This window comes from Pseudomonas sp. S3_A09 (assembly GCF_054668065.1).
Genome location: NZ_CP162752.1, coordinates 4,995,008 through 5,019,975, shown reverse-complemented (window position 1 = coordinate 5,019,975; position 24,968 = coordinate 4,995,008). Strand labels below are relative to the sequence as shown.

Genomic DNA, 24,968 nt, shown 5'->3' with positions numbered 1-24,968 from the left:
TCCTGTTGAAGTTATTTCGGGTAGCCGGCGCGTTTCATTTCGCGCTCGGTGGTGGACTGGGCGTCCAGCAAGGCCTGGTCAACCGACATACCGCCAGTCAACGCCGCCGAAAACAGCTTGCCGACCGAGGTGCCAATCGCCTGGAACTCGGGAATGGTCACGTACTGGATGCCCACGTACGGCACTGGCTTGGCCGAAGGATGCGCGGGGTCGGCGTGCTTCATCATCTCCAGGGTCACCTGGGCGAACGGTGCGGCCTTCAAGTACGCCTCGCTGTAGGTAGACTGGCGAGTGCCTGGCGGTACGTTGGTGATGCCTTCTTTGTCGGCGACCAACTGGATGTAGTCCTTGGATGTCGCCCAACTGATGAACGCCTTGGCGGCGTCCTTGTGCTTGGAGGTGGCCGGAATCGCCAGGGACCAGGCGTACAACCAGGACGAGCCTTTGTCGGTGACTTCGGTAGGCGCGGCGGCGAAACCAACGCTGTCGGCGACCTTGCTCTGGCTCTTGTCGGTGGTGAAGGAGCCGGCGACGCTGGCATCGACCCAGATCGCGCATTTGCCGCTGTTGAACAGTGCCAGGGTTTCGTTGAAACCATTGCTGGAAACGCCCGGCGGGCCATATTGCTTGAGGGTGTTGACGTAGAAGTTGGCGGCCGCCGTCCACTCGGGACTGGTCAGCTCGGGCTTCCACTGCTCGTCGAACCAACGTGCGCCAAAGGCGTTGGCCATGGTGCTCAGCAAGGCGATATTTTCACCCCAGCCGGCCTTGCCGCGCAGGCACATGCCGTATTGGCCTTTGTCCTTGGCGGTGAGCTTGGCGGCGAACTCGCCGAGCTGGCTCCAGGTAGGATGCGCGGGCATGCTCAACCCGGCCTGCTTGAACAGGTCGGTGCGGTAGTAGGTGACGGTGCTTTCGCCGTAGAACGGCAAGGCGTACAGGGTGTTGTTGACCGACAGGCCCTGGCGCACCGAAGGGAAGATGTCGTCGGCGTCGTAGTCGGGCGGCAGTTGAGTCAAGGGTTCCAGCCAGTGCTTGGCGCCCCACAATGGGGTTTCGTAGGTGCCGATGGTCAGCACATCGAACTGCCCGCCCTGGGTGGCGATATCGGTGGTAAGGCGCTGACGCAGCACGTTTTCTTCCAGTACCACCCAGTTGAGCTTGATGTCCGGGTGCTGCTCTTCGAACACCTTGGACAGGCGCTGCATGCGGATCATGTCGCTGTTGTTGACCGTGGCGATGGTCACGGTGTCGGCGGCGTGGCTGGGTATGGCCAGCGCCAGGCCGGAAAGCAGGAACAACGCTTGCGGGAGCTTGGACATAGCGGTTTCTACCTGTTGTTTTTGTTGTTGAGGGCCGATTACAGCAGCTTGACCAAGCCCCCACAAACGCGTGGAGGATGAGCGAGTGGTACTTTTTTAACCTTGGTGTGAAGGTTAAAAAAGTATCAGTGCCAGGCAAAACCAGGGGTAGCGCGCCCCTGTCCGAGGCGCGTATTTTGGAGCGATTCCAAGCATCATAAGAATCCCCGCCATGCCCATCAGCCGCGCCAAGCTGTTCGAGCACCGCCCCGCCGAACTCGAAGTGATCCTGCCCGAGCCAGAGCATTGCTTTCGCTGGTTTGAACACGACTACCCCTATGACCTGGCGCGCTGGAACCACCACCCCGAATTTGAAATCCACCTGATCCGTCAAGGCAGCGGCAAACTGGTAGCGGGCGACTACATCGGTGCGTTCAGTGCCGGGCATGTGGCCCTCATCGGCCCTGACCTGCCCCACGACTGGATCGGCGAACTGGCGCCCGGCGATTACCTGACCGGCCGCGATGTGGTACTGCAATTCGACGGCGCCGCCCTCCTCGCCCTGCGCACAACCCTGCCAGAGCTCGGTGACCTGCAACCGCTGTTCGAGCATGCCCGCCGCGGGCTGGAATTCACTGGCGACACCGCGTTGCAGGCTGCGCGCTTGATGGAAGCCATCGGCACCGCCCACGGCCTGCAACGCTTGATCCTGTTCCTGCAACTGCTCGATACCCTGAAGAACGCCCCGACGCAACAGGTCAAGGCCCTGGCCAGCCCCTGCTATGCGCCGACGCTGGATGCACGCAGCGCCGAACGCATCAACCAGGCGTTCGATTATCTGATGCGCGAGTTGACCGGCGATGTGCGCCTGTCGGTAATCGCACAGCAACTGGAGATGAGCGAGCCGGGCTTCTCACGTTTCTTCAAGCGCAACACCGGCCACGGGTTCATCGACCTGATGCGCAAGTTCCGTGTCCAGCGCGCCTGCCGGCTGCTGTTGCAAAGCGACATGTCGGTGGCGGACATCTGCTTTGAAGTGGGCTACGCCAACCTGTCCAATTTCAACCGGCACTTTCGCATCGAGATGCACCAGACGCCGAGCGATTATCGACGGGAAACCGCGATGCATCTGTTCCAGTGCAGTGAGAAAATGACACCCAGTCAATTCTGACCAAAAGGTCGACTAAATCGCGTTTTTTTCAGTTTGATCAAGCCATTGAGCAAACTTGGTACAGCCTGTGCAAACGTTTGCGGTACGAACTTGCCTGCCAAGTTCATCCTTACCCGAAGCATCGGGTTCAAACCGCGTACGAATAGGGATTTTCAATGCACTCCACCTCAAGGCGTCCTGCCCTCTTTGGTGTTTCCTTGCTACTGGCCGCCGTTACGGGAGTACTCAGCGCCCCCATTTTGGCGCAGGCCAAACCCATCGATGACTCAGCACAGGGCGAAACCCTCAGCCCTGAAGCCAGCCCGGCGAAAAAAGGCGTGTACCTGTCGGACTGGTTCAACCAGGACCTGACATTGATCGGCAGCAAAGACATTAGCTTCGGCCCCAAGCCGCAGGATGACATCTACCTGGAATACGAGTACTTCGGCCGCAAGGGGCCCTTCGAGTTGTACGGCTATATCGACGTGCCGAAGATCCTCACCATCGGTAACAGTAATGACAAAGGCGTGTGGGACCATGGTTCGCCGGTGTTCATGGAACACGAACCCCGTATCTCCATCGACTACCTGGCCGGCCGCAGCCTGGCGATCGGGCCATTCAAAGAATGGTACGTGGCGTTCGACTGGATCTACGACCACGGCAGCCGCAAGGAAAACCGCGCCAACACCCTGTACAGCGGCCTCGGCACCGACATCGACACCCATTCGCGGGTGAACCTGTCGGCCAATTTCTACGGGCGCTACCAGTGGGAAAACTACGGCGCCAGCAATGAATATTCATGGGACGGCTACCGCGCGCAAATGAAGTACATCGTGCCCATCGGCAAGTTTGATAACGGCGCCTCGCTGACCTACATCGGCTTTACCAACTACGATTTCGGCTCCGACCTGCACAAGGACAACCCGGCGCGAACCGCCAACTCCCTGGTGGCGACCAACGTGCTGCTGTACTCGTTTACCCACCTGCGCTTCACCCTGGTCGGCCGTTACTTCCATAACGGCGGCAACTGGGAAGACGGCAGTGAGTTGAATTTCGGCGAAGGCAACTTCCGCGCCCGTTCCGACGGCTGGGGTTACTACGCCGGCGTGGGCTACCAATTCTGATAAAGGAGCTTTAGATGAAAGCGTTTACACGTCTCTCAATAGCCATCGGCCTGGCCTTGCTGCCCCACGTGGTACTGGCTGATACACCTGCGCCGATCAAACCCAAGGTCATGCTGATCACCATGTTCGCCCCCGAGGCGCAAACCTGGATCGATCGCCTGGAACTCAAGCAGGAAGTGCGCGTGCCAGGACTGTCCGCCGAATACCCGGTGATCCGCTGCAACACCCAGGACGTGTGCCTGTTGGTCACCGGCATGGGCCAGACCAACGCTGCCGCGTCCACGCTGGCCTTGGCGTTGTCGCCCAAATTCGACTTGCGCAAGAGCTACTTCCTGATCGCGGGGATCGCCGGCATCAGCCCCAAACACGGCACCATCGGCACCGCCGCCTGGGCCCACTACCTGGTGGAGTTCGGCACCCAGTGGGAGCTGGATTCGCGGGACGCGCCCAAGGATTGGCCGACGGGCTACATCGGCATCAACACCAAAGGCCCCAACGAGAAACCCCCGTTGGATTACAAGACCGAAGTGTTCGAGCTGAACCCCAAGTTGCAGGCCAAGGCATTCGCCTTGTCGCAGAACGTCGAACTCACTGAAAGCAAGGAATCCGCCGCCTGGCGCAAACACTATCCCGCCGCGCCGGCCAACCAGCCGCCGCAAGTCACCCGCTGCGACACCCTGGCGGGCAACACCTGGTTTTCCGGTACGCGCCTGAGCGAACGCGCCGAAGTCTGGACCAAGCTGCTGACCGACAACAAAGGCGAATACTGCACCACCCAGCAGGAAGACAATTCCACCTACGAAGCACTGCTGCGCGCCAGCCGCGAAGGTCTGGTGGATATCCAGCGCCTGGCGGTGGTACGTGCAGGCTCGGACTTCGACCGTCCGTACCCTGGCTACAGCGAAGTGGACAACCTGCTGAAGTACGCGGATCAGGGCGGTTTTGTGCCAGCGCTGGAGAACCTGTACCGCACGGGCAACCCGTTGGTACAGGCAATCCTCAAGAACTGGTCAGCCTGGGAAAAAGGCGTTCCGCAGGCATGACCGACAGGATCAAGGCAGGAGGATGATTTTGTCTGCGCTGCCTTGATTCACCGCCTCATAGCACTGCACCCCATCGGCCAGCGCCACTTCACGCAGGCCGGTGGGCAGCGGCAGCAAGCCGTCATCAAAGAAACGTCCGAACTGCTCCAGCATCACCGCGCATTGCTCGCAGGTGTAGAGCAACGAATTGATCCCCACTACCGAGCCACCTTTGCGATACAAGGCCAGGGCGGGTAACTGTACATAGCCATCCCCCGGCGCAGCGATGATGGCGATGCGTCCGAACGGCGCCAACGCGGAAACGGCCGCCGGTAGCCAGAAACCGGTGGTGTCGAAGATCACATCGGCACCGCCCTTGAACACCCCATTGACCTGCACAGCGAGGTCTTCGGGTTTACCCAAGGTCATCGCGTCGAAACCTTGCGCCTGCAATACCTCGACCTGCTCCGGCCGGCGCACAGCGGCCAGTACCTGTGCGCCACGGATTTTCGCCAGGGCCAGGGTTGCGCTGCCCACGGCGCCATTGGCCCCCATCACCAATAAGCGCGTGCCCTTGGTCACGCCACTGCGTTCCAGCGCATCCCAGGCGGTGGTGTACGGCACACCGAGGCTGGCGGCCTGGGCAAAACTCAGATGGCTGGGCTTAGGCGCCACGCCCTTGGCCGACACGGTGAGGTATTGGGCGTGGGAACCGTCGGCAAAAAAGCCCAGGTCGCGGCCGGTGCCCCAGACTTCCTGGCCTACCAGGTCCTGCGGCCCCTCCACCACCACCCCGGCAAAATCGCGGCCGGGAATGCGCGGCAATGTGGTGTAGGGAAAGCGGCCGAGCACGTTTTTGACGTCGCTGGGGTTAAGACCGGCGGCCTTGATCTGCACCAGCACTTCACCGGCAGCCGGCACCGGAGTGGCGACGTCAACGAAGTGGAGGGCGGCGAGGTCACCGGTGGCGGAAAATTGCAGTGCGTTCATGGCCAATATCCATCGAAGTGAAAAAAGAGATCAGGAGAACCAGGCGCCTATCAGCTGCCGGCCCATGGGCCAGAGCTTTTCGCCCAGCAACATGCCCATCAGGCCCACCAGGGCGATGGCCGGCGGTGCGGGTGAGCGAAAATCCAAGGCGCCGTAGATCACGCCGACAAACAAACCGATGGCGAGGGAAATCAGGTAGTTCATGAGGACCGTGCCTTAGAGGTGAATGCGCTCAGTGTAGAGAGCACCTTCCTGAAGCATCGGCCAAGTGTTTCAGGATTTCGGCCAAACCCTCAGTCGACGTAGTGCGAAGGCGCCACACCGAGTTCGCGGCGGAACATGTCGCTGAAACTGCTGGGGGAGTAACCGAGGGAGCGCGCGATGGCACTGACAGACTGGCCTTGGATCAACTCCGCCACTGCGGTGGCCAATTGCACCTGGCGGCGCCATTCGGCGAAGCCCATGCCCAAACTGTTCTGGAACAGTCGCGACAAGGTGCGCACGCTGGCACCGGCGGTTTCGGCATGATGTTCGAAAGCAACCTCCAGGGAGGGCGCAGCCATGATGGCCTGGCACGCAGTGATCAGCCGTCGGTCAGCGCCCACCGGCATGGCGATGCGGATCTGCGAACGCCGCGCCCGCTGCAACTCCAGCAAGGCCAGGCTGACCACGGCGTCGTAATACGCCGCCTCGCCGCTATCGCCCTCCTCCACCAGCGTGACGATCAACTCACGCAGCAACCCACCGACTTCGATCACCTGCACCTGGCTGTCCAACGTGGCCGCCAGTGCCGGGCGCAGGTAGATGTTGCGCATCTGCAAATCCGACACCACACGAATCCCATGCGCCACCCCGGGCGGCAGCCAAACGGCGCGTTGTGGCGGCACCACCAGGGCTTCGCGCGGTGTCTCGACCCACATCACGCCGCTCATGGCATAGAGCAATTGGCCCCAGTCATGGCTATGGGGTTCAACGTACAGCCCACGCGGATAAGTGCGCGCCAGGGGCTGCACGGGGACGGCGTGATCACTGAGGTCGGGCGGCGCAGCCAGGGCCATGGAGTGCACATCAAGCAAGGGTGAGCCGCCATGGTAATGACCACCGCCCGACAATCCGAGTGAATTTTTGCGACCCGCGGGGATCATTGGCTTATACCGGCGCAGCTCGGAAGCGCGCGCCACCCGCTTGATCAAGGAGAGAGACAATGGATTCAACACAATCGGTCAACGGCAAGGCACAGATCGACTACACCCAGGACACCCTGTTCGGGCCGATTACCCGGCATGTCGAATGCCAAGTGAGCGTGCAACATCAACCTGGCTGGACGGTACTCAACGTGTTCCAACCGTTGCCGGACGATCTACGTGATGCGCAAACGGTGGTGTTGGCGCTGGAGGGGCGTCGCACGAGCGGGGTTGTAAAGCATCGTCGAAACCTGGCGGACCATAGCTTGCGGCTCGAACTCGAGCGGCAATAGGAGCCGGCAGGCCGGCTCCCGCAAACATGTCAGCTTTTGGCGGACTTGGCGCACTCGCAGCCGGTTGCCGCCGCACACGGCTCACCATGGGCATGGTGCTCCGCACAGCCCTGACAGCAATAGCCCTTGCCGTCCTTCATTACCGCGTCAGCTCCCAGCACACACTTGCAGTGTGGGCAGGCACAGGTTTTATCTGGCATAGTCAGACTCCTTTTTCATGGTCGTCCCGGTGCGGCGGGCGCCGGCACCTTAATCAGTGACTGCGGCCCGCCGGCGATGGTTCAAACCGTCAGTCGGTGCGGGTATTGCTGCGGTACATGAACACCAGGGCCAGGGCGAGGCACACCATCGCCACGATCCGCGCCCCCGACAACTCAATCGCCGGGTTGCCCAGCCAGCCAAAGTTGTCGATCAGCATGCCCATGCCCAATTGCCCGACGATCACCGCCACCGTCGCAACCGCCGTGCCGACGACAGGCACTGCGCCGACCATGACCATCATGTACACCACGCCGAACAAGGCCCCCGTGAGTTGCCATTTCGGCACCTCCAGCAAGCTCACCGCCTGGGCAGGCTCAAAGAACAGAATCAACAACGCGGTGACAATCGCCCCGACCACAAAGGTCACCAGGCTGCCGCGCAACACACCCACCGTCTGGCCCAAGCGACCATTGATGGCGGCTTGCACACTCAACACCGCACCTGCGGCGACCACAACAACCAGTAACAGAATCAGATTCATCGCCTTAACCTCGTGCAATCAGAACAAGTGCCACCACAATCAAGGTCAAGGCGATCCAGCGTTCGCCATTGACCCGCTTGCGCGCCGTGCCGAACCAGCCGAAATGGTCGATCAGCACGCTCTTGCCAACTTGACCCGAGAGAATCGCGATCATGGTCATCGCGATGCCGATATGGGGCGTGGCCAGGGTCAGCACCACCACATAGATCGGCCCTAGGAAACCGCCGATCAACTGCCAACGTGGCAGCTCGGAGAGTGCCGGGCCTTTTTGCGGGCCGCTGAACAACAGCAGCAGAAACAGGATGGCCGAGCCCACGCCAAAGATGCTCAATGTCGCCCACAAATGCCCGACCTGCACACCCAATGGCCCGAGCAGGCCGGCTTCAATCGACAATCCCATGCCAGCCAGTATCACCAGCGGCAAAAGCAGTAGCCGCAGGACATTTTTTTCGGCTTGGCGTGCGCCACACCCTCAATGGAACTCGCTTGCATACATCACCTGCACATCAACAAAGGATTGGATGGCGCGCATTATCCGGTGGCAGTCCTATGCGATAAATGGGAGCATGCCTACAACACCTTTGCGCAAAACGCACAGCCTGGAGACACCATGCAAGGCTTGAATGAACTGAGCTTCAAGGCACTGCGCCTGTTCGTCGCCGTGCTGGACTTAGGCAGCTTTTCCGAAGTGGCGCGCCGTGAGGGCCTGGCGCCCTCCTCCATTTCCCGGCAGATCCAGCTGATGGAACAGGCCCTCGGCCAGCAGTTACTCTACCGTCACACCCGCGCAGTCAGCCCTACCGAAGCCGGACGCCTGCTCGGGCGACATGCCCGCTTGATGCTGGAACAACTGGAAGCCGCCGGCCAGGCGCTGCAGGAACAGGAAAGCGAGCCCAGCGGCCTGGTGCGCATCAATGCGCCGATGGTGTTCGGGCAGCGCCATCTCTCCCCTTGGCTGGGCGAGTTGTGCCGGCGTTATCCAAAACTGCAATTGGATATCCAGCAAACCGACACCTACGTCGACCCGCTGCAAGACGGCACCGACCTGCTCTTTCGCATCGGTGTGCTCAACGACTCCAGCATGCAGGCACGCATCTTCGCTCCCCAACGCTTTCGCATCGCCGCCAGCCCTGCCTACCTGATCCGACATGGCACCCCCAAACATCCTGACGAACTGATCAACCACCAGTGCCTGGCCTACAAAGGCATCACCGGCCAGCAACGCTGGTTCTTCCGCAAGGGCCAGGGCGACTGGGCACCTTATAGCGTCAAGGGCCCGATCACCGGCAACCATGCCGACACCCTCACCCACGCCGCCGAACAAGGGTTGGGACTGGTGGTGTTTCCTTCCTGGTTGATCGGCGACAGTTTGCGCGCGGGCACTTTGCAGGCGGTGCTGACGGAGTACGAAGTGGCGACAACATTGGAGCCACAGCAGATTGCAGCCCTGTGGCCGGGGAGCCGACGGTTGTCGCTGAAGGTGCGGACGGTGATTGATTACTTTGTAGAGTGCTTTGGCGGGGTGCCTTATTGGGATCGGTGAGCTTTGTTGCGTCTATCCAAACACCCATTGCCCAATCAGCCAGGCATTCGCCCCACTGATCAGCGCAAACAGAAACCACGCCAGCAAGCGTGTCGGCAGCCGATTCACGAACGGCCCCATCAGCTGTTTGTCGCCGGTCATGCGAATCAACGGATACAGCGCAAACGGCAACTGCAGGCTGAGCACCACCTGGCTGAGGATCAGCAATTTGCCAATGGCATCGTCGCCCATCAGCCATACCCCCAGGAACGCGGGGATCAACGCCAGCCCACGGGTGATCAAACGCCGTTGCCAGCAAGGAATACGCAGGTTGAGGTAGCCCTCCATGATCACCTGCCCGGCGATGGTGCCGGTAAAGGTGGAACTCTGCCCAGAGGCCAGCAAGGCAATGCCAAACAGGATGCTGGCGAAGGCACCGCCGACCAATGGATCAAGCAGGTGATAGGCATCCTGAATCTCGACCACGTCGGTGTGGCCGGTCTTGTGGAAGGCTGCGGCGGCGAGCACCAGAATCGCGGCGTTGACCAACAAGGCCAGGGCCAACGAGCCAATGGTGTCGATACGCGCCAACTTGACCGCGTCCTGTTTGCTGGCCAGATCCTTGCCAATCAGGCGAGTTTGCACAATGGAGCTGTGCAAGTAGAGGTTATGCGGCATCACCGTGGCACCGAGGATGCCGATGGCCAGGTACAGCGGTGCAGCATCGCTGATGGCCGACAGTGACGGAGTAAAACCGCTGAACACGTCAGGCCAGTACGGTTTGATCAATACCAGTTCGATGAAGAAACACACGCCGATCGTCGCTACCAGTGCCAGCATGATCGCTTCCAGACGACGGAAACCCCGGTTCTGCAGGGCCAGGATCAGCAGCGTGTCGAAGGCAGTAATGACAATGCCGGTGGTCAGCGACACCCCCAGCAGCAAGTGGAATGCCAGGGCACAGCCCAGCACTTCGGCAAGGTCGGTGGCGACGATGGAGATTTCCGCCAACACCCACTGGGTGCGTGCAGACCGCCTGCTGTAGCGCTCGCGGCATAGCTGCGCCAGGTCCTTGCCGGTGGCGATGCCCAGCCGCGAGCACAGGCACTGCACCGCCATCCCCGCCAGGCTGGCCAGCAGCACCACGAACAACAGGTTATAACCGTAGCGTGAGCCCGCCTCGATGGCCGTGGCCCAGTTGCCGGGGTCCATGTAGCCAATGGAGATCAGCAGGCCTGGGCCGGCGAACATCAGCGCGCGCTTGAAAAACGAAGCCTTGGGATCAACGGCAACGGAACCGGCCACTTCCGGCGGGCAAAATGGGGCAGTAGCGATTTTTGGCAGGCTGAATTTCACGCGGTATCCCAGGCAAACACTCTCGATAGAGGCGCAGCTTATCAGTCGGACGCGACGGTGCGCATCACCGTGTCCCGCGGCAGGTCGAACGCTTCGACCACTTGCACCACCAGGTCCATCTCCTGGTTCAGCGCTTCACGCTCCATGCGCTGGCGAATCACGCCGACCACCAGCACCGCCAGCGTGGTGATCGAATACGCCGGGCCGGAAAACGCGCGCACGCCGCTGACCAATAGCATCGCCGCCGCCACCGCCTGCCCCACCACCGGAATCGCCGTGGCCGCACCGCGACGCAGGATAAACCCGGTCAGCCCGGCCAGCGCCGTACCGCTCAACGCGGTGGTGGCCGACCGGCCTACGTCAAAACGACTGAACAGCCCCTGCTCCTTTTGCGCGGCGGCCTTGAGTTCGGCGTCGAATACCTGCCGATCCGCGCTGCTGAGCTTGTCTTTGTACTGTTCGATGAGTTTTTCGGCGACCTCGGTTTCAAGATCGGCCAGCGCGACACTATCAAGAGGCTCATCGAACTTGATCCCCAGCCGCTGCACCACATCTTCAGCGATCTGGCGGTAACTCACGCCATGGCCTCGGGCCAGGTTCATAAAGGTATCGCCGCCCATGCGCTGCAACTCAATGGCCAGCTTGAGCGGCTCGCGCGCAGTGGCGTCTATGGATGCACTGCGTTTTTGCGCCATCAGTTCGGCGAGGAATTTCAACTCTTCAGGTCGCGCCTGTACCAACGCCGGGAACAACTCCGCGTCCTCTTCGGCAAAACGCACTTCAGCGCTGCGCTGGTCGGAGCGGATCATGCCGCGTCGCTCGTGCAGCAGGTCGGTGTACTGCACCACCGTCTGCAACTGCGGCCAATAGGCGGCGTGATCGAAGGTCGCCAGGTGCACGTTGGTGACCTTGGCCTTGAGCGCCGGCGTCACCGGGATCGCATAGCGACCGATGCAACGCTCAGTATCCGGTTTCAGCGCCAGCGCCCAGTCTTTGCTGGAGTGGCAGTTGATCACACGCCCGTTGAGCGGCGCTGATACATCATCCCACGGGCTCGACGTACAGATTGCCCCGCCCATCAACAGCAGATTGTCCAATGGCAGTTCGCGGGCGGTGTCGGGGCTGGCGAGCAGGCTCTTGACCAGAATGCGTGCGCCAAGGGAATGGCCGATCAGGTTGATACGCCGGACTGCCAGGGACTCGCTGTGCAGGTAGTGAGCCAGTTCCGGCAGCAGGCTCCTGGCGACCTCGTCCACATGGGCCTCGACGCTTTTGTAGTGGTCGAGGAAATACGCAATCGCCTTGCCCAACCCGACAGTCGCCGCGCCCAGGCTGCCGCCGCCGAGCATCGCGCCGATCACATCCTTGAACGGTGCAAACAGGTTCTCCAGGAAATGCCCCGCCGGCCAGAACAACATCAGGTTGGTGGAGCCTTCGATACCCGCCAACTGTGCCTTGAAGCTGCCCAGTTGTTGCCGGTTGAAGAACGCCGAATAGCCGTGGACATAGAGATTAAGCACATCGCCCTGAGGCTCACCGCACATCAGGAACGTGGGCTTGCGGGTGCGGTGCATTTCATCCCACTGGTGTTGCATGGGCCGGTGACTCCGGGTGACAAGGGACGGCGATAGTAACAAAGGCCACGGCTCAACGTCGTACCGCTGGGGGAAAAGGCACCGCGTTGGCCCCCCCTTTCTTTCAGAAGATGGAAGCAGCCTTGGATTTGGCCAGGTAACGCGCCGGTGAGTCGCCCAGGTTACGGCGAAACACCGAGGTGAACGCGCTGGAGCTGCTGAACCCCAACTCGAACGCCACATCGGTAATGGACGAGCCATGACTGAGCCGCGCCGTCGCTTCCAACAGGCACACCTGCTGGCGCCATGACACAAAGGTCATGCCGGTGCATTCACGGAAGTTACGGGTAAAGGTGCGCCGGCTCATGCTCGACCAGTCGGCCATCTCGCAGATGGAAATTTTCTGCGTCGGTGCCTCAAGGAAACGCTGACAAGAACGGGCCAGCCGCGCTTCGGAGGGCAATGGCGCACTGAGGGGCAACTCGGGCATGGCGCCGATTTCATCGATCAGCAGGGTCAGCACACACCGATCGCGCACGCTCGGCGACGCCGATGGCCCAATCGCCAGCGCCGCCTCCAATAGATGGCGCAACAGCGGCGAGACACCAAATACCTGGCAATAGTCCTGCAACCCGGCGCGTTGGGCCGCGTCGTCATTCAGGTAGGTATTGAGCATCACCACGTCGCCGCGCATGTGCATCTCATGGGATATCCCGGCCGGCACCCAAATGGCGCGCTGCGGCGGCACGACCCAATTGCCGAGGTCAGTGAACATTTTCAACGCGCCGGTGGACGCATAGGCGAACTGCCCGCGCCGGTGGGTATGCCGTGGAAACACCGTACCGGACGGGTACTCGCGCAGCGTCACCACCGCTTCGGGGCTATCGGGTTCATAAGGAGAAAAACTGAAGGTCGGTGGCATGGCCCAATTTTGTCAAAGTATGACCTGACATAGCAAGCGGGCCATCACTCTGCCACCTAGAATCGTCGCTCCCCAAGTTGGGTTCATATCGAAGGGATATTCGGAAAATGAGTGGCAAAAACTACTTGGACGTAAGCGTAGACGGCGCCGTTTTGATGGTGGGTCTCAACCGCCCGCAGAAGCGAAACGCGATGTCTCTGGAAGTGATGCACGAACTGCGCGATACCTTCACCAACATACCCGACGGCATTGGTGCCGCCGTGCTCTACAGCACCAGCCAGCATTTCTGCACGGGGTTGGACCTGTCGGAAATCCGCGACCAATCGGTCATCGATAACGTCCAGGCCTTCCGCGAATGGCACAAGACCTTCGAACTGATCCAGTTTGGCAAGGTGCCCGTGGTAGCCGCCATTACCGGTGCCGCCATCGGTGGCGGCCTGGAAATCGCCACCGCCTGCAGCTTGCGCGTGGTGGATGACAGCGCCTTCTTCTCGCTGCCCGAAGCCATGCGTGGCCTGTATGTCGGCGTCGGCGCCTCGGTACGCTTCCCACGTATCGCCGGCATCGCCCTGATGACCGACATGATGCTCACTGGCCGCACGCTCTACGCCAAGGAAAGCTATGAACGCGGCGTGGCCCAGTACCTGGTGCCGGTCGGCCAGGCGTTACTCAAGGCCACCGAGTTGGCACACAAGATCGCCGGCAACCTGCCCATGACCAACTACGCGGTGACCCATGTGTTGCCACGCATTGTCGATCAGAGCCAGCAGGACGGCCTGATGACGGAAGCCTTGATCGCCGCCGTGGTGTCTTCCGACATCCGCACACAGGATCGCCTGGCCGACTTCCTGGATCGCAAGAAGGACAAGATCCAGACCGCGCCAGCGGTGTAACTCCCGGTCGTGAACGTTGCCGGGCACACCTCGGCAAACCATGGATGGCCGTCACAACTCACTATTAACCCGGTGAAACCATGTTTCAGCACAGCACTCAAGACGATCTTTATCGCAGCAATGACGCGACCGATGAACGATTGATCAAAATCGAACGCAGCTGGCATAAACGCGCACAGATCAAGCTCGATTCCCAACGCCCGGATATCCAGCTGGACCTGCAGGCGCCGGACTTTCTCGAGGCCCTGTTACCTTTCGCCCATGACCCGCATTACCAGGCTTACCCCCATGCCCTGAAGCTGCTGATCCTGTCGGCCGGCTGGGTGATCTACAACCAGAAAACCATCGCCATCGAAACCGAGATCATCTGCCCGTCCTGCATCGACCTGCTGCAGCTGGGCTCGCGCCTGAGCTCCGCCAGCGCCGCGACGATTTCTGAAACCCTGGCGGATGAGGCTTATCACACGCTGTTTTCGATCAACATGTGTGAGCTGGCGATCACCCAACGCGGCATGCGCATCAAATGGCCGGAGCTGGAACTGACCCGCCACCTGAGCCAGGCCCAGGCCACCTTGTCCGAGGCGGATTTCAAGATCTATCGCCTGGCCTTCTCGCTGGTCTCGGAGACATTCATCAGCGACTACCTGGCCGACCTCAGCAACGCGCCGGACATCCAGCCGGTGTTCCGCCATGTGGTAGCCCTGCACAAAAAAGACGAACTGGTGCACAAACACATCTTTCCGCTGTTCGTGCAGCAGGTCGTCGGTGGCTTCACCGCGCAGCAAACCGCCTTGTTCACCCGCGGCATCGCCAACTCCATCCGGATCTTCCCGATGCGCGAGATTTCAGCGTGGCGAATCATCCTGCCGCAACTGCTCGAAGTATTCGGCGATCCATCGCTGCTGCTACCGACTCAATTTACCGAGACCGGCGAAGCGGACTACTCGGCCATGCCCGAGATCCTCAGCTCCATCGGCATACACCCCGAAGTGGTGCTGCCCGAGTTGCAGGTGATGAACGAACCGGTCACCACCGTTTGAAACCAGCGTGCTGCTGATCACTACAAATTCAATAGAGTAATTGTCATGTGTGGATACATTGGCGTCTTTGCCAAACAACCTCGTGCGTTCAACCCGAACATGTTCGATGCCGCCCTGCGTGCCATCCATCATCGCGGCCCGGACAGCTCCAGCCAATGGTTCGACCCCAAGGGCCAAGCGGCCTTTGGTTACGTACGCCTGGGCCTGGTCGGCCTGGGTAACGGCACCCAGCCTATCGTTGCCGACGAAGGCGACCTGGTGATGATGGTCAACGGCGAGTTCTATGACTATCAACGCATCCGCACCGAGCTGGAAGGCTACGGTTGCCGCTTCAAGACCTCGTCCGACAGCGAGATCGCCATGCACTTGTACCGCCGCCATGGCGTGCGTGGCCTCAAACAACTGCGCGGCGAGTTCACCATCCTGATTTTCGATCGCTTGCGCAAAAAGCTGTTTGCCGTGCGCGACCGGGTGGGCGTCAAGCCGCTGTACTACACCGAACATGAAGGTGCCTGGTACTTCGCGTCCGAGATCAAAGCCTTGCTTGCAGCCGGCGTGCCGGCACAGTGGGACCACGAAGCCTACGCCAATCGCGGCTTTATCCTGCGCGACCGTACCGTGTTCAACAACATCCGCAGCGTGAAACCGGGTTGCTGGATTATCGCCGACGAAAGCGGCCTGCAGACCGAACAGTACTGGGACTGGGACTTCCCGGATGCCGAGGCGACCGAACAGCGCAGCGAAGCCGAGATGATCGAGTCCCTGCGTAACACCATCGAGGAGTCCGTACGCCTGCGCCTGCACGCCGATGTGCCGGTGGGCGTGTGCCTTAGCGGCGGCCTCGATTCGTCGGCCATGCTGGGCATCGCCACCGAGTTGACCGGCCAATCTTTGCAGGCGTTCCACTTGTCTTTCGAGGGCGAGCAAGCCTACGACGAACGCCAGTACGCCGAAGTGGCCGCCCGGCATAACCGTGCCCACCTCAACGTGCTGTCGGTGAACTCTTCCGACATGGCGGACAACTTCGAAAATGCCCTTTGGCACGCCGAAATACCCTTCGCCAACGCTCACAGCGTGGCCAAGTACCTGCTGTGCAAATACGTGCAGAACCAGGGCATGCGCGCCGTACTGACCGGTGAAGGCGCCGACGAAGTCTTCGGCGGCTACCCGCATTATCGTCGCGACATGGTGCTGTACAACCATGAAAACCAGGACCCGTCGGCGATTGCCGAACTCAGCCGACGCCTGCACGCCAGTGAAGACCGCTACCTGCCTGGCGGCAAGAATGACGTGAAATGGGTACAGGACGAACTGGGCCACGGCGTGTCCTGGCTGCAAACTCAATCGGCGTTGTTCGGCCCCCTGGCGCAGCTGTACAGCGACGATTTCCATGAGCGTTTCAGCCATACCGATGCCTATCGCGAGTTCTACGACCGTCTGAGCCCACGGGCACTCAACGGCTGGGAGCCGGTGAACCGCTCGTTGTACATGGTCGCCAAGTCCAGCCTGCCCAACGTGGTGCTCACCTCCCTGGGTGACCGCATGGAAATGGCCGGCAGCCTGGAAGGCCGCCCACCGCTGCTCGATCACCAAGTGATCGAGGCCGCGTGCCGCCTGCCGGTGAACATGAAAGTACGCGGCGCCACCGAAAAGTACGCCCTGCGCGAAGCCATGCGCCCTTACGTGCCCCAGGCTGTGCTGGATCGCAAGAAGCAGTACTTCCGCGCGCCACCGGCGTCCGAAAGCCCGCAATCGAAGCTGTATGAAATGATCAACGATGTGTTGAGCGGCCCGGCATTGAATAACGTGCCGTTCTTCGATCCGCGTAAAGTGCGCGCGTTGCTGGCAACCCTGCCAAGCTTGTCCACCGCCCAACGCGCCTCGGCAGACAACCTGCTGATGGAAATCGCCGGGCTGTGCCTGATGCAAAAACGCTTCGCCTTGAACTGACTGCCCGGCGGCACATCGCGATCGCGCTGTGCCGCCTGACCCAAGGAGGGTCCATGCTGAAAAAACATTTGTTTCTGGCCGTGCTCGTTACCCTGGTGTGGGGGGTCAACTTCCCGATCACCAAACTGGGCCTGCGCGCCATCGATCCGTTTGTACTCACGGGCATCCGCTTTGCCCTCGCCGCCCTGCCCCTGGTGTTCTTTATCAAACGCCCCGCCGTCAAGTTCAGCTACGTGGCCGCCTACGGCTTTATCTTCGGGCTGGGCATGTGGGGCGTGATCAACTACGGCATCCAGGTGGGCGTGAGTCCCGGTATTGCGTCGTTGATCATTCAGCTCAGCGTGTTCTTCACCATGGGCTGGGGCTTTGTGCTGTTCAAGGAGAAAATCCGTGGTGCGCAGATGATCGGCGCCGTGCTGGCCTTGATTGGCCTGGCCGGGATCATCTCCACTCAGGAAGGCAACCATGCGGTGCTGGGCGTCCTGCTGATCGTACTCAGTGCGGTGGCCTGGAGCGTAGGCAACGTGATCATCAAGAAATCCGGGGTCAAGGAGATCTTCTCGTTCATGGTGTGGGCCAGCCTGATCCCGCCGATCCCGCTGTTCCTCACCGCCTGGCTGATGCACGGCAGCGCGGCATTCGAAGGTTTGCAAAGCAGCCTCGACCTGACGGCGATCCTCTCGATCCTGTTCCAGGTCTACTTGGCCACGCACTTTGCCTACTGGGGCTGGAACTCGCTGCTCAAGCTGTACCCGGTGTCCACCGTGGCGCCGCTGTCGTTGCTGATTCCGGTGTTTGGTATCACCAGTTCGATGCTGATCCTCGACGAGCGCATTTCCACACCGAACCTGATCTCGATCGGGATCATCATTGTTGGCCTGGCGGTGGGCCTGTACCGCAGGCCAGTCAATCTCGCGCCCGTGGAACCGCAGCCGATTGCCCACATGGATAGATAGTCATGGCATGAATTCGGGATTTTGTTCGCGTATGGGCTGCGCGAGCACCTGCATGATTCGCCGGCGATAAAAGTCGCTCATCGCGTGCAAACCTCAGGCCACGGGGGCTGGGACGATGAGTTCCAGATCCCCTACGCCCTGGCCGGCGAGCAGCATTGCCTTGAGGCCAGGCGTTCGCGACCGCGCTCAGCAGGCAAAATTGTCGATCTTGACCTGACCATCGGGAAACGTCGCAATGATTTCCAGCTCGCCGCCCATCGCACGGATATAGTCGCGCAACGTGCTGATGTACATGTCGGTGCGCCGCTCCATCTTGGAGACGGCGGCCTGGTTGATATTCAATGCCTTGGCCAGGCTTTGCTGGCTCAACTGCTGAGCTTTGCGCAGTTCATGCAGAGGCATTTCCTGCAGATGTTGCTGGACCAGCTGCTGCGCTTCAGCACGCGCCTGCGGCGTCATGCGAGCTTGAAGTTCAGCGAATTGCTTCGCCATGGGTACGGCCCTCTTTACGCAATGTTTCCAAATGCACGTCATACAGCTTTTCAGCCACAGGGCGTGCCCCTCATACCACCGGTGCCGAATTCATCCGGGTACTCAATGTTCCAACTCATGAAAATATTCCACCCAGGGAATACAAACTCAAGAGCCTAAAACTAGAAGATGAAGTGGCCTGGCTTCCACTCGCAGGGGTCGAAAAATTGTTTGTACATCCTTCAGCAACGACCCCAGTGCGCTCAGTCCCTTGTAAAAACGTTGCTCCATCACACGCATACGCGGCAAAAACACAATTATCGAAATGTAAAAGGCGCTCTAATACCCGTCTGTTGATTGGCTTTGAAGATCCTGGAGTTCCTAATGCCCCATGAAGGCAACCTGTTACAAGCAGCCGTGGTGTTCCTGCTCGCCGCCGTGTTGACCGTGCCCCTGGCCAAACGCCTGCAATTGGGCGCGGTGCTGGGCTATCTGTTCGCCGGCGTGATCATCGGCCCGTCGGTGCTGGGCCTGATCGGCAACCCGCAAAGCGTCGCGCAGTTCTCCGAGCTGGGCGTGGTCTTGCTGCTGTTCATCATCGGCCTGGAATTGTCGCCCAAGCGTTTATGGGTGATGCGCAAGGCCGTGTTCGGCGTAGGTCTGGCGCAGGTGCTGCTCACGGGCCTGGTGATGGGCGCGGTGGCGTTGTGGCTGTTCGGCCAGTCGTGGAACAGTGCGATCGTGCTCGGTCTGGGCCTGGCCTTGTCATCTACCGCGTTTGGCCTGCAAAGCCTGGCCGAGCGCAAGGAGCTGAACCAGCCACATGGCCGCCTGGCCTTTGCGATTCTGCTGTTCCAGGACATCGCCGCGATCCCGCTGATCGCCATGGTGCCGTTGCTGGCCGGCAGCGATCACCCGACCACCGAAGCCCAGGGCCTGCAGCATGTGTTGCAGATTCTCGGCAGTATTGCGGTGGTGATCATCGGCGGACGCTACCTGTTGCGGCCAGTGTTTCGCGTCGTCGCCAAGACCGGCCTGCGCGAAGTGTCCACCGCCACCGCACTGTTGGTGGTAATCGGCACCGCCTGGTTGATGGAACTGGTGGGCGTGTCCATGGCCCTCGGCGCATTCCTCGCCGGCCTGCTGCTGGCGGACTCGGAATACCGCCACGAACTGGAATCCCAGATCGAACCGTTCAAGGGCCTGCTGCTGGGTCTGTTCTTCATCAGCGTGGGCATGGGCGCCAACCTCAGCCTGCTGCTCAGCTCACCGCTGGTGGTGATCGGCCTGACGCTGCTGCTGATCGGTTTGAAACTGCCGCTGCTGTATGCCGTGGGCCGCATGGTGGGTGATCTCAATCGCGAGAGCGCCCTGCGCCTGGGCGTGGTGCTCGCAGCGGGCGGTGAGTTCGCCTTCGTGGTGTTCAAGATAGGCCGCGACCAGGGCCTGTTCGAACCGCACCTTTACGACATCCTGGTGCTGACCATCACCCTGTCCATGGCGGTGACGCCGTTGCTGCTGTTGGTGTGCCCGAAGCTGTTCAAGCCCAAGGTCAAACCAGTGGAAATCCCCGAGGCGTACCGCACCATCGAAAGCGACGCGCCCCGTGTGGTCATCGCCGGCATGGGCCGTATGGGCCAGATCGTGGCGCGGATCCTGCGAGCTCAGAACATCTCGTTCATTGCCCTGGACACGTCGGTGGAAACCATCGAACTGACCCGCAGTTTCGGCGGCATGCCGGTATTTTATGGCGACCCGCAGCGCCCAGAGATCCTGCACGCCGCCAAGGTCGACCAGGCGGAATTCTTCGTGATCGCCATGGACGACCCGGAGATCAACATCAAGACCGCCGAGCTGGTGCGCAATCTCTACCCGCACATGAAAATCATCGCCCGCGCGCGTAACCGCCAGCACGTGCACCGCCTGGTGGACCTGGACGCATCGCCGATTCGCGAGACCTTCTACTCCAGCCTGGAAATGAGCCGTCGCACCCTGGTCGGCCTCGGATTGAGCCAGGCCCAGGCCGATGCGCGCATCACCCGCTTCAAGAACCACGACCTGCAAGTGCTGGCCGCGCAACACGCGGTGTACGACGACGCCGCCAAAGTCATGCAAACCGCCCAGGAAGCCCGGACAGAACTGGCGCGATTGTTTGAGATGGACCGACTTGAGGAAGAGTCCGACAAGGTGTGAGGCTATGGATGAACGATTTTGCGAAATTTCTGACAGAATACGGCGCAATTTCGTTCATCCCCGGAGCGCTTCATGGCCACTTTCACCAAGACCGCCGTCCTGCTGGCCCTCGCGCTGACCGCCGGCAGCGTATTCGCCGCTTCCAAGCCGACCCCGCAAACCATTTCCACCTTGGGTGGCAAGTTCACCTTCAAACTGCCCAAGGCCTACGTCGCCGACACCCTGCCGGCCGGCAAGGCCGAGGATGGCACCGCCGACACCCAGGGCACGATGTATGCGAACCAGACCACGAAAAGTGTGGTGATCGTCGCCGAAACCGTGCGTAACGATGGGGTAACCATCGGCGACAACGACGCGCCATTCCTGGATGGCGCTGTGGCCGGGTTCGTCAAGGACCAGAGCGCTGCGCTGCCTGACTTCAAGAAACAGAGCGAGAAGAAACTGACGTTCAAAGGCCTGGGCCTGCGCCAGGTAGACAGCACCGCCACCCAGGGCGGCGGCAAGACGCTGAACTCCACGTTCCTGGGTGGTTCGGGCAACCACCTGCTGGTGATCCAGGCTATTTCACGGGCGGATGACGCCAAGGGGCATGCGGCGTTGGTCAAACAGATTACCGGCGGCAAATAACCTTTCGACGGTCAGTGCAGGCTTTTTTCCAACCAGGCTTTCAGGTCCTGCACTTCCGCCTCGCTGATGGTATGCGGCATGCCGGGGTACCCATGGAACTCCGGCTTCAATCCCAACCCGGTCAGCACCTCATTCGCCCGTGTCGCTGACACATACGGCAAAGCCTGGTCCAACGTGCCATGGCCGATAAAGATCGCCAGTTTGCCCAGTGACGCGTTCGGCTGCAGCTCAGCCTTGAGTACCGGCAACACGCTGCCACTCAACGCCGCAATGCCGCGCAGCAGTTCCGGCCGGCGCAGGCCCACCTCGTAGGACATGATCGCACCCTGGCTGAAGCCCACCAGGAACACCCGATCCGGTTGCGTGTGGTACTTGGCGGTGGCTTTGCCGACAAAGTCTTCGATCAGCTTGGCGCTGCGCTGCAGGTCAGCGGTTTCGCCATCGTAATCACCGTCTCCGGGTGTCTTGGTAAACCAGCGGTAGCCGTGCGGGTCCACTGGCATCGGCGCACGGGCCGACAAGTAGGTCCAGGTGGACGGCAGCGCGCCCTTGATGCCGAACAGGTCCTCCTCGTTACTGCCAAATCCATGCAGGAAAATCACCAGAGGCTGGTTACGCGCATCGCCCTGGGCCTGTTCCAGGTACGACAAAGGCAAGTCGGTGTGCAATACATCGTCGGCATGGGCGGTGCCGACTACCAGCGTCAGCGCCAGGACGAAGCGTTTGAGCATGGGACGTTACCTCAGGGTTTGCGTAACAGATAGGTGTCCATGATCCAGCCATTTTGCAGGCGCGCCGCCTTGCGCACCCGTTCGATTTCTTGCGCTACCTCACTGACTTTGCCGCTGATCAGGATCTCATCCGGCGTGCCCAGGTAGGCCCCCCAGTAGATATCCAGGTCCTGATCCGCCAGGGTGCGGTAGGAGTCTTCGGCGTCGAGCATCACGACCAGCGTGTCGGCATCACTCGCCTGCCCCGCCGCCAAACGGCGTCCGGTGGTGATCTCAACGGACTTGCCAATTCGGTTCAACGGCACTTTGTGCTGGGCTGCCAGGGCTTGCACGCTGGTGATGCCAGGGATCACTTCGAACTCGAACTCACTGCGGCCGCTGGCGAGAATCGCCTGCAGAATGCGGATGGTGCTGTCATACAACGCAGGGTCGCCCCACGCGAGGAAAGCGCCCACTTCACCGTCAGCCATTTCTTCGTTGATCATGCGTTCGAACGTCTGCTGCTTGTCGCGGTTGAGGTCCTGCACGGCGGTGGTGTAGTCGATATCGCCGCGCACACGCTCGGGGCAGTCGGCCTCGACGAAACGGTAGCCAGGCTCGGTGATGTAGGTCTCGCAGATTTCGCGACGCAGGTCGATCAACTTGTCTTTGCTCTGGCCCTTGTCCATCAGGAAAAACACGTCGGTGCGATTGAGCGCCTTCACGGCCTGCATCGTGATGTAGTCAGGGTTGCCGGCGCCAATGCCGATGATCAGGATGCGTTTCATGGGTTGCTCTCATTGCGGGGCGTGGATTTTGCCATGTTCAGGCGGCTAGGCGTGAGTTTTCAGGCGCAGGCGCCACACGTCGTTGAAGCGCAGTTCAGTGGCAGACAGCGGTTCGACATCGATCAGGTAGAACATCGAAATGGGAAACCCCAGGGCGTAGAACATTGCGGCACGGATCACAAAGGGGTGGGTGACAGCGACGATATGGCCGGGTTGGGTTTCCAGGGACTTCATCCATTGCCCTACCCGTGTGCACACCTGGTCCACCGATTCGCCACCATGGGATGTGCTGGCGCTGTTGCCCTGCCAATCCATCAGCTCCTCACGGTCGATATCATCGATGTCCTTACCTTTCCAACGACCCAAGTCGCCATCACGCAAGGCGTTATCCACCTGGGGATTGCGACCGAACAAGCCTGCTGTCTGGCGGGTACGCGCCTCTGGGCCGCAGACCAGGCGCAGGCTTTTCTTATAGCGGCCGGCAAGGGACAGGCCCGCATGTTGCCAGTCCATCGCAACGGACTCGTTATCGGGGAAGCTGCCCTTTTTTTGCTGTGGCGTCACGGCATGACAAATAAGTGTCAAACGAGTGGCCTGCATCACAGGTTTCCTGAAGGATAGGGATGAGGCCAGCAAGATTGGAGCAGTTAGCGCAGGGACGCAACGCCCTGTGCCAGATAGAGCACCTGGTAACCCCTACCTGGGTGCTCCGTATCCAGTGCCTTGGCCGACAACGTAATACGCACCAAACGCCACGCTTGCACATCCAGCGCCAGGAACACCGCAAAGGTGTCGCTGTTGTCAGCCAGCTGCCGATTGCGCTGCTTCTCCTCGGCCAGCACCGCCGCCCTGTCCGCTCCCGGCGCCAGCGGCCACTCCTCGCGATACAAGCTCAACGCACCCTGCGCCGGGCCACGTTGCACATCCAGCGGTAACCAACTCTCAATGTGCGGCCGACCAAAGCTATCGAGCACCTTCTGAAAACGCTCGCCGAGTAAAAAGTCAGCGGCCTGCAACGGGTCTGCCCACAGGTACACCGACGAATACACATTGCCGCCGTGCTCCTGGGCGATAAATGCCTTGAACAGCAACCCCTCGGCGTGATCCCACAACGGCCCCAGTTGCGCGGCGCGGCGGCGAATCACGCCCATGTCGTAGTCAGCAGGCAAGCGGTGTGAATATTGTTTGGCAAACATGCGAAAACTCCTGTGCAAGATGAGGGATCAGCTTGCGCAGCGACGATCATTTCAACAAGATATCAGCCAATATAGGTGCGATAAGGAGTCAATATGACTGACGCGCTAAAACCGCTGGATATCGACACCGTCCAGGCCTTTGTGCTGGTAGCCGATTTCGCCAGTTTCACTCGCGCTGCCGAAGCCCTCGACACCTCCCAGGCGGCGATCAGCCTCAAGCTCAAACGCCTGGAAGAACGCCTCGGCTATCGCCTGCTCGAACGCACGCCTCGGCATGTGCGGCTGTCGCCCCGCGGCGAACAGTTCATCGTCGCCGCCCGCGCCCTGCTCAATGCCCATGAACGCGCCTTGGCCGATATGGGCAACCCCTTGCTACGGCGCCTGGTGATCGGCATCAGCGACCACGTGGCCGGCCCCGACCTGCCGACTTGGCTCAGCCGCCTGGCCGCCTATGACCCCTTGGTGATCCTCGAAGTGCGCATCGCCTCCTCCCGCGATCTGGTCGCCGCCTTTGATCGCAATGAGCTGGACGCGGTCATCGTGCGCAACGAGGGCGACCGCCAAGACGGCGAAGTGTTGGCGGTGGAACGCTTTGGCTGGTTCGCCGCCCCGACCTGGCAACACAGTCCCGGCACGCCCCTGCGCATGGCCACCATGGCCGCGCCCTGCGGCGTTCGCCACCTGGCGACACGCGCACTGGATGAGGCACGCATCGACTGGACCGAAGTGTTCGTTGGCGGTGGCGTCATGGCCGTGGGCGCCGCCGTCAGCGCCGGGCTCGGCGTGGCGGCCCTCGCCCATCGCGTGGCGCCGACGGGTGCGGTGGAGGTGAGCGAGCAATACGGCTTGCCGCCCTTGCCAGTCAGTGAAGTGGTGCTTTACAGCCGTATCAGTGACGTGCGCTCCAGGGAAACCTTGCGAGCCCTGAGCACGACCTTTCGCGGCGTCCTACAGCGCTGAATTC

General features: G+C 60.9%; 26 protein-coding genes and 1 pseudogene. 12 read left to right on the top strand and 15 right to left on the bottom strand.

Features of this window, described 5'->3' with window-relative positions; translation table 11 throughout:
* Positions 1 to 11: 11 nt before the first annotated feature.
* Complete coding sequence (locus AB4N92_RS23580) at positions 12 to 1,322, bottom strand: ABC transporter substrate-binding protein (protein WP_010211100.1); 1,311 nt, start codon at positions 1,320 to 1,322, stop codon at positions 12 to 14.
* A 211-nt stretch (positions 1,323 to 1,533) separates the two neighbouring features.
* Between AB4N92_RS23580 and AB4N92_RS23575 the strand changes: the two genes are divergently transcribed.
* From AB4N92_RS23575 to AB4N92_RS23565, 3 genes are all read left to right on the top strand, one after another.
* Positions 1,534 to 2,472, top strand: coding sequence for an AraC family transcriptional regulator (locus AB4N92_RS23575; RefSeq protein WP_154846881.1), 939 nt, complete (start codon positions 1,534 to 1,536; stop codon positions 2,470 to 2,472).
* Positions 2,473 to 2,627: 155 nt separating this feature from the next.
* Positions 2,628 to 3,575 carry a nucleoside-specific channel-forming protein Tsx gene (locus AB4N92_RS23570; RefSeq protein WP_021493292.1) on the top strand — a complete coding sequence of 316 codons (948 nt, stop codon included), beginning with the start codon at positions 2,628 to 2,630 and terminating at the stop codon, positions 3,573 to 3,575.
* Between the two features lie 14 nt (positions 3,576 to 3,589).
* Positions 3,590 to 4,618: a purine-nucleoside phosphorylase gene (locus AB4N92_RS23565; RefSeq protein WP_045792269.1), complete on the top strand. Its 1,029-nt coding sequence runs from the start codon at positions 3,590 to 3,592 to the stop codon at positions 4,616 to 4,618.
* Positions 4,619 to 4,627: 9 nt separating this feature from the next.
* On the opposite strand, the gene AB4N92_RS23560 is transcribed toward AB4N92_RS23565, so the two are convergent.
* From AB4N92_RS23560 to AB4N92_RS23550, 3 genes are all read right to left on the bottom strand, one after another.
* Positions 4,628 to 5,587 carry a quinone oxidoreductase family protein gene (locus AB4N92_RS23560; protein ID WP_044287004.1) on the bottom strand — a complete coding sequence of 320 codons (960 nt, stop codon included), beginning with the start codon at positions 5,585 to 5,587 and terminating at the stop codon, positions 4,628 to 4,630.
* Positions 5,588 to 5,617: 30 nt separating this feature from the next.
* Entirely contained in the window at positions 5,618 to 5,791 is a 174-nt protein-coding gene (locus AB4N92_RS23555; RefSeq protein ID WP_010211105.1) for a DUF1427 family protein, read from the bottom strand.
* An 89-nt stretch (positions 5,792 to 5,880) separates the two neighbouring features.
* Positions 5,881 to 6,645 (bottom strand): AraC family transcriptional regulator, encoded by a 765-nt coding sequence (locus tag AB4N92_RS23550; RefSeq protein WP_154846892.1) that lies wholly within the window; start codon positions 6,643 to 6,645, stop codon positions 5,881 to 5,883.
* Between the two features lie 146 nt (positions 6,646 to 6,791).
* Here AB4N92_RS23550 and AB4N92_RS23545 point away from each other — a divergent pair, with 146 nt between their 5' ends.
* Positions 6,792 to 7,064 carry a hypothetical protein gene (locus tag AB4N92_RS23545; protein ID WP_010211107.1) on the top strand — a complete coding sequence of 91 codons (273 nt, stop codon included), beginning with the start codon at positions 6,792 to 6,794 and terminating at the stop codon, positions 7,062 to 7,064.
* A 29-nt stretch (positions 7,065 to 7,093) separates the two neighbouring features.
* Here the strand turns inward: AB4N92_RS23545 and AB4N92_RS23540 are convergent, their stop codons facing one another.
* The 3 genes and pseudogenes from AB4N92_RS23540 to AB4N92_RS23530 all read right to left on the bottom strand — a co-directional run bounded on the left by AB4N92_RS23540 (position 7,094) and on the right by AB4N92_RS23530 (position 8,298).
* Positions 7,094 to 7,264, bottom strand: coding sequence for a metallothionein (locus tag AB4N92_RS23540; protein ID WP_010211108.1), 171 nt, complete (start codon positions 7,262 to 7,264; stop codon positions 7,094 to 7,096).
* 89 nt (positions 7,265 to 7,353) lie between these two features.
* The gene (locus tag AB4N92_RS23535; protein ID WP_010211110.1) at positions 7,354 to 7,806 is read right to left on the bottom strand and encodes a DMT family transporter; all 453 of its coding nucleotides are present in this window, start codon (positions 7,804 to 7,806) and stop codon (positions 7,354 to 7,356) included.
* 4 nt (positions 7,807 to 7,810) lie between these two features.
* Positions 7,811 to 8,298, bottom strand: a pseudogene (locus AB4N92_RS23530) (DMT family transporter).
* A gap of 118 nt (positions 8,299 to 8,416) precedes the next feature.
* Here AB4N92_RS23530 and AB4N92_RS23525 point away from each other — a divergent pair.
* Positions 8,417 to 9,349 (top strand): LysR family transcriptional regulator, encoded by a 933-nt coding sequence (locus tag AB4N92_RS23525; protein WP_021493295.1) that lies wholly within the window; start codon positions 8,417 to 8,419, stop codon positions 9,347 to 9,349.
* A 12-nt stretch (positions 9,350 to 9,361) separates the two neighbouring features.
* On the opposite strand, the gene AB4N92_RS23520 is transcribed toward AB4N92_RS23525, so the two are convergent.
* The 3 genes from AB4N92_RS23520 to AB4N92_RS23510 form a co-directional block, all read right to left on the bottom strand.
* Positions 9,362 to 10,684, bottom strand: coding sequence for an Nramp family divalent metal transporter (locus AB4N92_RS23520; RefSeq protein WP_010211114.1), 1,323 nt, complete (start codon positions 10,682 to 10,684; stop codon positions 9,362 to 9,364).
* A 41-nt stretch (positions 10,685 to 10,725) separates the two neighbouring features.
* A complete protein-coding gene (locus AB4N92_RS23515) occupies positions 10,726 to 12,279 on the bottom strand; it encodes a DUF726 domain-containing protein (protein ID WP_236266772.1) in 1,554 nt (517 codons plus the stop codon).
* A gap of 103 nt (positions 12,280 to 12,382) precedes the next feature.
* Positions 12,383 to 13,180 carry an AraC family transcriptional regulator gene (locus tag AB4N92_RS23510; RefSeq protein WP_198831590.1) on the bottom strand — a complete coding sequence of 266 codons (798 nt, stop codon included), beginning with the start codon at positions 13,178 to 13,180 and terminating at the stop codon, positions 12,383 to 12,385.
* A gap of 107 nt (positions 13,181 to 13,287) precedes the next feature.
* Here AB4N92_RS23510 and AB4N92_RS23505 point away from each other — a divergent pair, with 107 nt between their 5' ends.
* The 4 genes from AB4N92_RS23505 (at position 13,288) to AB4N92_RS23490 (ending at position 18,019) form a co-directional block, all read left to right on the top strand.
* Positions 13,288 to 14,073 (top strand): crotonase/enoyl-CoA hydratase family protein, encoded by a 786-nt coding sequence (locus tag AB4N92_RS23505; RefSeq protein WP_010211117.1) that lies wholly within the window; start codon positions 13,288 to 13,290, stop codon positions 14,071 to 14,073.
* Positions 14,074 to 14,153: 80 nt separating this feature from the next.
* Complete coding sequence (locus AB4N92_RS23500) at positions 14,154 to 15,113, top strand: diiron oxygenase (protein ID WP_010211118.1); 960 nt, start codon at positions 14,154 to 14,156, stop codon at positions 15,111 to 15,113.
* A 45-nt stretch (positions 15,114 to 15,158) separates the two neighbouring features.
* On the top strand, positions 15,159 to 17,063 hold the full coding sequence (gene asnB / locus AB4N92_RS23495; RefSeq protein WP_021493297.1) for an asparagine synthase (glutamine-hydrolyzing): 1,905 nt from the start codon (positions 15,159 to 15,161) through the stop codon (positions 17,061 to 17,063).
* A 53-nt stretch (positions 17,064 to 17,116) separates the two neighbouring features.
* Positions 17,117 to 18,019, top strand: a complete 903-nt coding sequence (locus tag AB4N92_RS23490; protein ID WP_010211120.1) for an amino acid metabolite efflux pump — start codon at positions 17,117 to 17,119, stop codon at positions 18,017 to 18,019.
* A gap of 186 nt (positions 18,020 to 18,205) precedes the next feature.
* On the opposite strand, the gene AB4N92_RS23485 is transcribed toward AB4N92_RS23490, so the two are convergent.
* Positions 18,206 to 18,511, bottom strand: a complete 306-nt coding sequence (locus AB4N92_RS23485) for an XRE family transcriptional regulator (RefSeq protein WP_010211121.1) — start codon at positions 18,509 to 18,511, stop codon at positions 18,206 to 18,208.
* A gap of 363 nt (positions 18,512 to 18,874) precedes the next feature.
* On the opposite strand from AB4N92_RS23485, the gene AB4N92_RS23480 reads away from it, so the two are divergent.
* Positions 18,875 to 20,683 (top strand): monovalent cation:proton antiporter-2 (CPA2) family protein, encoded by a 1,809-nt coding sequence (locus AB4N92_RS23480; RefSeq protein ID WP_010211122.1) that lies wholly within the window; start codon positions 18,875 to 18,877, stop codon positions 20,681 to 20,683.
* A 72-nt stretch (positions 20,684 to 20,755) separates the two neighbouring features.
* Entirely contained in the window at positions 20,756 to 21,310 is a 555-nt protein-coding gene (locus AB4N92_RS23475) for a DcrB/PsbP domain-containing protein (RefSeq protein WP_106119664.1), read from the top strand.
* A gap of 11 nt (positions 21,311 to 21,321) precedes the next feature.
* Here AB4N92_RS23475 and AB4N92_RS23470 read toward each other — a convergent pair whose 3' ends face one another.
* The 4 genes from AB4N92_RS23470 to AB4N92_RS23455 are packed head-to-tail and all read right to left on the bottom strand — an operon-like array spanning position 21,322 to position 24,004.
* On the bottom strand, positions 21,322 to 22,041 hold the full coding sequence (locus AB4N92_RS23470) for an alpha/beta hydrolase (protein WP_236266773.1): 720 nt from the start codon (positions 22,039 to 22,041) through the stop codon (positions 21,322 to 21,324).
* 11 nt (positions 22,042 to 22,052) lie between these two features.
* A complete protein-coding gene (cobF, locus tag AB4N92_RS23465) occupies positions 22,053 to 22,808 on the bottom strand; it encodes a precorrin-6A synthase (deacetylating) (RefSeq protein WP_010211126.1) in 756 nt (251 codons plus the stop codon).
* Positions 22,809 to 22,853: 45 nt separating this feature from the next.
* Entirely contained in the window at positions 22,854 to 23,408 is a 555-nt protein-coding gene (locus AB4N92_RS23460; protein WP_198831593.1) for a histidine phosphatase family protein, read from the bottom strand.
* Positions 23,409 to 23,455: 47 nt separating this feature from the next.
* Positions 23,456 to 24,004, bottom strand: a complete 549-nt coding sequence (locus AB4N92_RS23455) for a DUF4865 family protein (protein ID WP_021493299.1) — start codon at positions 24,002 to 24,004, stop codon at positions 23,456 to 23,458.
* A gap of 93 nt (positions 24,005 to 24,097) precedes the next feature.
* Here AB4N92_RS23455 and AB4N92_RS23450 point away from each other — a divergent pair, with 93 nt between their 5' ends.
* Entirely contained in the window at positions 24,098 to 24,964 is an 867-nt protein-coding gene (locus tag AB4N92_RS23450; protein WP_021493300.1) for a LysR family transcriptional regulator, read from the top strand.
* Positions 24,965 to 24,968: the final 4 nt, after the last annotated feature.